Source organism: Stieleria sedimenti (genome assembly GCF_025060895.1).
Lineage (GTDB): Bacteria > Planctomycetota > Planctomycetia > Pirellulales > Pirellulaceae > Stieleria > Stieleria sedimenti.
The window spans coordinates 1-6,860 of record NZ_JANZKV010000045.1 but is presented as its reverse complement, the minus strand read 5'-3'; the positions used below and the strand labels follow the sequence as shown (position 1 = coordinate 6,860).

Genomic DNA, 6,860 nt, shown 5'->3' with positions numbered 1-6,860 from the left:
CGATGGGTGAGATACTAGGGTGTCGAAGCAAATCACGTTGGAGCCCTCGGACCCGGCCTGCCGCCCCGCGTGAACCTGCCTCCCGATCGGCTCTTTTGCAAACGCGGACTGCCGCGACGCGGGCGAATCGATTCGCTGCGACCCCGCAGCGCGGATTCAATTCTCCATCGCGGCGTGTCGGGAAAAGGTGACGAAAATCACACGTTCCAACTTGTGGGCGGTCAAATCATCTTTGGAGATGAAATCGGTCGCCCCCGCGTTCACACAGGCCTCGGCGACTTGTTCGTCGGAAAGTCCCGTCAGCACCACGATCGGCACCTCGCTGTGTTCGGCACGGAACCGCTCCACCGTCGCAACACCCGCACTGTCGGGCAACGTCAGATCCAAGAAGACCAGATCAACGGAATGCTCGGCTTGAATTTCGATGCCATCGGACAAACAGGTTGCCTGATGAATCATCAGACTCTCATTGGCCATCTTGAGCAATTCGACCGCCAACAACATGTCCGATTGGCTGTCTTCAACGATCAAGACACTGAGTTGTTGTGAGGTGACGTTTTGCCCCAAATCCTCCAACGCTTTCCCCAAGTCTTGCTCCAATGACAAACAACTTTGGTAACGTTGGCGGCGATCGTAAGCAACCATCTTCGAAAAGATCTGGAACAGATTCGGTGGCAGACTGTCGGCGGGGATCTCACGAAACCGCCGCTTGGAAACGAGATTCCTGTACTGCCGTGAAAACGTTTTACCGCGGACACGAACTTTCCCGGTCAACAGGTAGAACCATGTGGCACCCAGACTGTAGATGTCCGAACGAACATCGGCCTTGGAAAGCGATTTCGCCTGCTCGGGTGCCATGTACGGCAACGTTCCGGCGATCTGCGTTTCGCGTGTCAAATTGAACGACTGCGTCTCTTCGTCTAACGATCCGATTCGCATCGACGCCAATCCCAAATCGACCAGTTTGACTTGGTCGTTGCCATTGAGAATGATATTGCCCGGCTTGATGTCTCGGTGGACCAGTTCGCGGCAATGGGCGTGTGCCAACGCGCGGACGACTTGCAAGATGTAAGCAGAAGATCGCCGCCAATCCATCGGGCCGTTGTCGGAAACCATCGCATTGAGATCTGGACCTTGCATCAATTCCATCGCGATGTAAGGCATGCCGTGAATCTCGCCGACCTCGTACGCGGTGACGATATTGGGGTGCGCCACCTGCTGCACCATCTTCATTTCACGATGAAACCGCTCACTCGTCCGCGCGTTATGCAGCACTTTGATCGCGAAGACTTTTCCCGTTCCTGCTTCGTGAGCCCGAAACACATGCGCTTCGCCACCACACCCCAACAGTTGATCAATCACAAAGTGTTCGATCTGATCACCGGGTTGCAGCAACGAAATGTGGTGAAACGAATCCTCCGACCCCCACACCGCCGCGAACTCCTCCTCGATCAAACGCATTTGACCTGAATCAAAAACTCCGGTCGCTTCGAGTCGCTGCAGGGACAATTGCAGTTTGTCCGAGATGCTGCACGCTGTCTTTGCCAACCGATCCGACAGATTTCGGTGGATGGGGACAAAGGTCGAACGGTCTTGATTCGGACCAATCATCGCTGGCGATCCGTGCGTGAATTCGAACAGTGCGACGCCCCGAAATCGCAGAAAAGCGGAGCAACGAGCGGCAACGCCGTCTCGGTCCTGAAACGGCCCGGATCGCTGCGATGTCGCTCTTTGCTACGCCCGTCAGTATAGCAGTCCTTCTGCGGTATTTGCTACTAGATACACCCAAGGACCAACGGCAAATCTCGCTGGAACGGGCGCCCCTATCCGTCCGCACCACGAACGCACCACAATCGATAAAACACGGCCGATTTGCCACAAACCTGTCATGATACGCCCCACTTCGTCCGTGATTTTATCACTTTGACGTCACCGTCGAGCGCCCAAACGATGGCTTCGTCGCCCAGCCACCGAAGCAACCGCACGCCTCGACACAAATTGATACATTACGGTGCAGCAATTGATGTCGGGTTTTCAGCGCGGATTCCGTCCTCTCCTACGGCGAACTGTGTTGATTCCCTCGCCTAGGACGACCCGAATGCCGTCTCGTTATCGGCAAATCGAACGGGGATGAAGACGCTGGAAGGACATCATGAATGCAAGGCGAGAGAAACCTCGACTTCGACTCATTGCCTAACCGCCACATTCCGCGGACCGTTTGGCCGATTCGTCATCGGTGATCTACCCGCAATGGAGCTCCTTCACAATCATGCGTCCCTTCCTTTCAACGTTTCTGTTTGCCGGAGTGATTACCGTTTTGTCGTCCCATCTCCTTCCGGCACAGCCTCCGGCAACTCGCACCTCGCCGACCGTCGACACCTACCATGGAATCGACGTGGCCGACGACTATCGCTGGCTGGAAGACTGGAACGACGCAGAAGTGCAACGCTGGAGCGAAGATCAGAATGCGTACGCGCGGGAGTTTCTGGACGGGCTGCCGGTGCTGTTACGGACCAGTGCCAACGCCGGACACGGCGGTGATTCCGGCCTGTCACAGAAGATCGAACAGGTGGTCGATACCTGCGCGTTTCTGTTTCATCACCTGGGCGTCAAGGTTCAACCGCCGCAGTCAACAGATCCGGACGATCGGTCGTGATGCTGTCCACGCCCCAGCGATGCAACGCACGCATCACCGCGGCCTCGTTCACGGTCCAGGTCCAAACCGCCAGTCCGCGTTGTTTCAGCTCGGCGACCAGAGCCGGTGAAAGGATTTTGTAGTTCAAATCCAAGATCGTTGCGTTGCATTGATCGGCACGCATTTTTAACCAATCGGCTTGCTCGGCCGGTGTGCCGTCGATGGCATCGCCAAACAGCCAGGCACAGGTGAGTTGAGGTTCCAATTCCCTGATCTCCCGCACCACCTGTTGGCTGAATGCGATCACGGCGACTTGATCGACCATGTCCAACGCGCGGACGTCGTCGACCACCTGTTGAGAAATCCCCTCCATCTTGATTTCGATCACCGGTTGGCAGCCGGTACCGCGGAGCCGCTGCAGCGCCTCTTTCAGCGTCGGCACCCGTTCGCCAGCGAAACGGGCACCTTTCCATGATCCTGCATCGAGCTGGCGGAGGCGATCGAGACTGAGTTCGGTGACGCGTCCCGTTCCGTCGGTGGTGCGATCAACGGTCTTGTCGTGCATCAAGACGACCGTCCCGTCGCCGCAGCGGTAGACATCAAATTCGCAGCCGCTGGCGCCAACCTGGATCGCCTCGCTGATCGCGACCAACGTGTTCTCCGGTGCGACGGCTGAAAAACCTCGATGCGCAACCGTCTCACAAGGCCCCGCAGACGCAGGGACATCGCTCTCGCCTTCAGGCAATCGACGCACCGAAACGTCATCAAACGAAGCGATGCAACCGCTCACACCCAGCCCCACACAGCCGCGGTCTCGGTCGACACAATAATGGCTACTCAACACCCGTTGCCCGTCCAAGTGGACTTCCACGTACGATTGGCGAACGATCGCTTTGATCCGTCGAGCTCGGTTCAACTCGCTGGGCTTCGATGCCGCAGCCGTCTGGCGAACGCTCCACTGACGCGGAGTCGTCCGGACGGCAAACTCCACACCGTTCTTTTGCGTCGCATCAAACCGAACCGGCACCTGTGACCATGGCGTCTGTCCGTCTTCAGAGGCCCGCACCAGCAACGAAACCCAACGCGCCGGATCGCGGACTTTCAAAAACGTCACCGTGGCTTCGACTTCATAGTTTTTCCAGGACGGGTCACCGAACGTGATGTAACTGTCCGAGTCCATCGACCGCGCCAGCAGCACTCCATCGGCCTGTTTCCAGTCGCCCGATACCACCGACCAGCCCGTCGGCAAACTCCCTGTGCCGTCGAAGGTCTCGATGCGTGCAGGCCCCTGTGTGTTGGCTGGAACCTGTGTGTTGGCTGGAACCTGTGTGTTGGCTGGAACCTGTGTGTTGGCTGGAACCTGTGCTTGAGCAGGGGGCAATAGCGCGATCACGGCGCCGAACAAGATGGTAAGCCGCAGTGGCATCGGGACAACTCTCTGGGGGCAATGATTCAAAACGGTGAGGGTCTAAACCGTGCGCGGCGGCAAGGTGACCCATTTCAACCAGAAATCCCCCAGTGATCGCATCGCCCGAACGAAGGCGTTCAGATCGACCGGTTTGGTGATGTAACAATTGGCGTTTTCGCCATAAGCATCCAACACATCACGCTCATCATCGGAGGTGGTCAACACGATGACGGGCAGAAACTGCAGTGCATCATCGGCGCGAATTTCCTTGAGGACTTCGTGGCCATTTTTACGCGGCATGTTCAAGTCCAGCAAGACGACGTCGGGACGGCGCACGTCACAATACTTGCCTTCGCGGCGTAGATAAGCCAATGCTTCGACGCCATCTTCAACGTGATGCAACCGTTCCGTCACACAACCTTCACGCAACGCCTCGATCGTCAACATGGCATCGCTGGGACTATCTTCGACCAGCAACACTTCGATCTTTTGTTTCGTATCGAGAAAGTCGTCTCGCGAAGTCATGGTTTATGCCGGCAATAGAGTGAAAAAGAAGGTGCTGCCCGCGCCCGGTTCGGACTCCACCCAGATTCGTCCACTGTGACGCTCGACGATTCGCTTTGCAATGGCCAGTCCCAACCCGGTACCAGGATAACGGGTCCGTCCGTGCAGCCGCTGAAAAATGACAAAGATCCTTTCTTGATATTCGCTCTCCAGTCCGATTCCGTTGTCGCGGACCGAAAAACGCCACCGGTCCGCATCACGCTCGGCCGCGATCCGAATCTGCGGCGCGTCCTCGCCACAAAATTTGATCGCGTTGCCGATCAGATTCTGGAACAATTGAATCAGCTGGTCGCGATCACCCTTGATACTCGGCAACTCATCGACGTCGATCACCGCGTCGTGCTCTTCAATCGCGACGGCGAGATTTTTCAGGGCGTCGTCCACTACGCCGCGCATGTCCACCGCGACCATTTCTCGGCCGCGTGATTGCACCCGGGAATAATCCAACAGATTGTTGATCAACTGCTGCATCCGTTTTGCACCATCGACCGCGTGGCGGAGAAACTTCTGGACGCGTTCATCACCGTTGTCGGCCAATGCCATTTCCAGCAACTGGCAATGCCCGGCCACGGCGCGGAGCGGTTCTTGCAAGTCATGGGACGCGACGTAGGCGAACTGTTGCAGATCGGCATTGCTCCGCTCAAGGTCCTCCTTCGCCCGGGCCAATGCCTCCGCCTGCCGCTCCCGCTGGAGCTCCTGCAACTTAATTTCGGTGATGTCGCGTGCGACCCCAAAGAGACCCGTGATCTTTCCGTCTTCATCGTACAGTGGCATCTTGGTGACCAGCACCCAACGCGGTGGACCTCCATCGCGCAGTGGCATTTCTTCCTTGTTGACGATGGCTTCCCCCGTCTCCATGATCTTCTGTTCGTCGACTGCGGTTTCGACGTACAACTCGCCCGCCCAGATCTGTTGATCCGTCTTGCCGATCAATTCATCGGGGTGATCAAATCCCGCGTCGCGTGCCATCGCATGATTGGCACGCAGAATCCGGCCTTGGCGATCCTTGAAGAACACGGCATCGGGAATCGTGCTGAGCAACGAATTGATCAAGAACTGCTCGCGGCGCAGCATTGCATTGGATTGCTCAAGCTGCTCCGCGTTCTCCTTCAACGCCTCCACGCGGGCTTGATCCGCCGCCCGACGTTGCAAGGCACGCGCCGTGCGATCATCCGTCTTGATCACGAACCAGAGGGCGACGCCGTAGGCGACCAGCCGCAAAAAGTGCCATCCCCACCACGGCAAATCCCAAAGCTTGGATTGTTGGAACATAATCGCCGCGGCCCCGAAAAGCGCGCAGTGCAGGCAGAACAGCAGGTCGTCCTGGTTGCCGGTCTTGCGGTATGTCAAAACCATCCGAACCGTCGCGGCGAACATCAACAGCCCGCCACCGATGTTCATTTGCTGTGCCAGCGGCGTGAACTGACTGCCCTCAGTCATCTTCGGCAGTCGGTCCCCCAGCAGAATCGAACCGATGCCGACAACGAGCGACACGACCAACACCAACCAAGGACACCACTGCGCCCACCGTTTCCAATCACGCGGCAACCAGACCATCACAAACAGCAGCCCGCCGGTGACCGTCGCCAGACTGTGCAGCCAAACGAAGGTTGTGCCCACATGGACCATCGCGTGCAGCCCATCCAGAACGCCCATCCCGACCAACGCCGACGCGATCCACGTGTTGTAACTGGTGCCCGATTGCAGCCGTTCCAACGACAGCAACATCCATGCGACCCCCAATGCCACGATCGCCCCGGCCATCTCAACGGTCGAATGAAATGGCTCGTGTGTCCAGCTCAAATCCGCGAACTGCCATCGCGCCGCGACCAACGTCAACACATGAACGGCCAAACTGACAATCAGAATGATCCACAGGGTCCCGACCAGCTCGGTCGTTCGCTGTTCTGCGTCAACCGGACTTGAACGAGGACCGCTCATGATGGAGGCAACCAGGGGAGGAGCTGTGGGCCTTTGACTTCATGCTTTCACGCCTGATTGTAGCCTCTGGCCGCGGACCGCGTGCCATGGACGACGTCCACCGCCCCATGCCATCTACCTTGACGCAAAGCGGGGCGTTTTTTGTTAGCGGTAGGGCGTGAGCCCTCCGGTCTTTCACGGTGGTTTTGAACCGCGACCGGACGGCTCGCGCCGTTCCGCTAACACGTTTAGAGACGCAAAGCGGGGCGTTTTTTGTTAGCGGTAGGGCGCGAGCCCTCCGGTCTTTCACGGCGGTTTTGAACCGCGACCGGA

5 protein-coding genes are annotated in these 6,860 nt (G+C 57.8%); 1 reads left to right on the top strand and 4 read right to left on the bottom strand.

Annotated elements, in window-relative coordinates; genetic code table 11:
• Nucleotides 1-156 precede the first annotated feature (156 nt).
• Nucleotides 157-1,611: a protein kinase domain-containing protein gene (locus NZK35_RS07585; RefSeq protein ID WP_259631928.1), complete on the bottom strand. Its 1,455-nt coding sequence runs from the start codon at nt 1,609-1,611 to the stop codon at nt 157-159.
• Between the two features lie 658 nt (nt 1,612-2,269).
• Here NZK35_RS07585 and NZK35_RS07580 point away from each other — a divergent pair.
• Nucleotides 2,270-2,656, top strand: a complete 387-nt coding sequence (locus NZK35_RS07580; protein WP_259631927.1) for a hypothetical protein — start codon at nt 2,270-2,272, stop codon at nt 2,654-2,656.
• Here the strand turns inward: NZK35_RS07580 and NZK35_RS07575 are convergent.
• The 3 genes from NZK35_RS07575 to NZK35_RS07565 are packed head-to-tail and all read right to left on the bottom strand — an operon-like array spanning nt 2,610 to nt 6,548.
• The gene (locus tag NZK35_RS07575) at nt 2,610-4,061 is read right to left on the bottom strand and encodes a glycerophosphodiester phosphodiesterase (RefSeq protein ID WP_259631926.1); all 1,452 of its coding nucleotides are present in this window, start codon (nt 4,059-4,061) and stop codon (nt 2,610-2,612) included. The genes NZK35_RS07580 and NZK35_RS07575 overlap by 47 nt on opposite strands.
• Before the next feature lie 42 nt (nt 4,062-4,103).
• Complete coding sequence (locus tag NZK35_RS07570) at nt 4,104-4,568, bottom strand: response regulator (protein ID WP_259631925.1); 465 nt, start codon at nt 4,566-4,568, stop codon at nt 4,104-4,106.
• A gap of 3 nt (nt 4,569-4,571) precedes the next feature.
• The gene (locus NZK35_RS07565; protein WP_259631924.1) at nt 4,572-6,548 is read right to left on the bottom strand and encodes an ATP-binding protein; all 1,977 of its coding nucleotides are present in this window, start codon (nt 6,546-6,548) and stop codon (nt 4,572-4,574) included.
• Between the last annotated feature and the right edge of the window lie 312 nt (nt 6,549-6,860).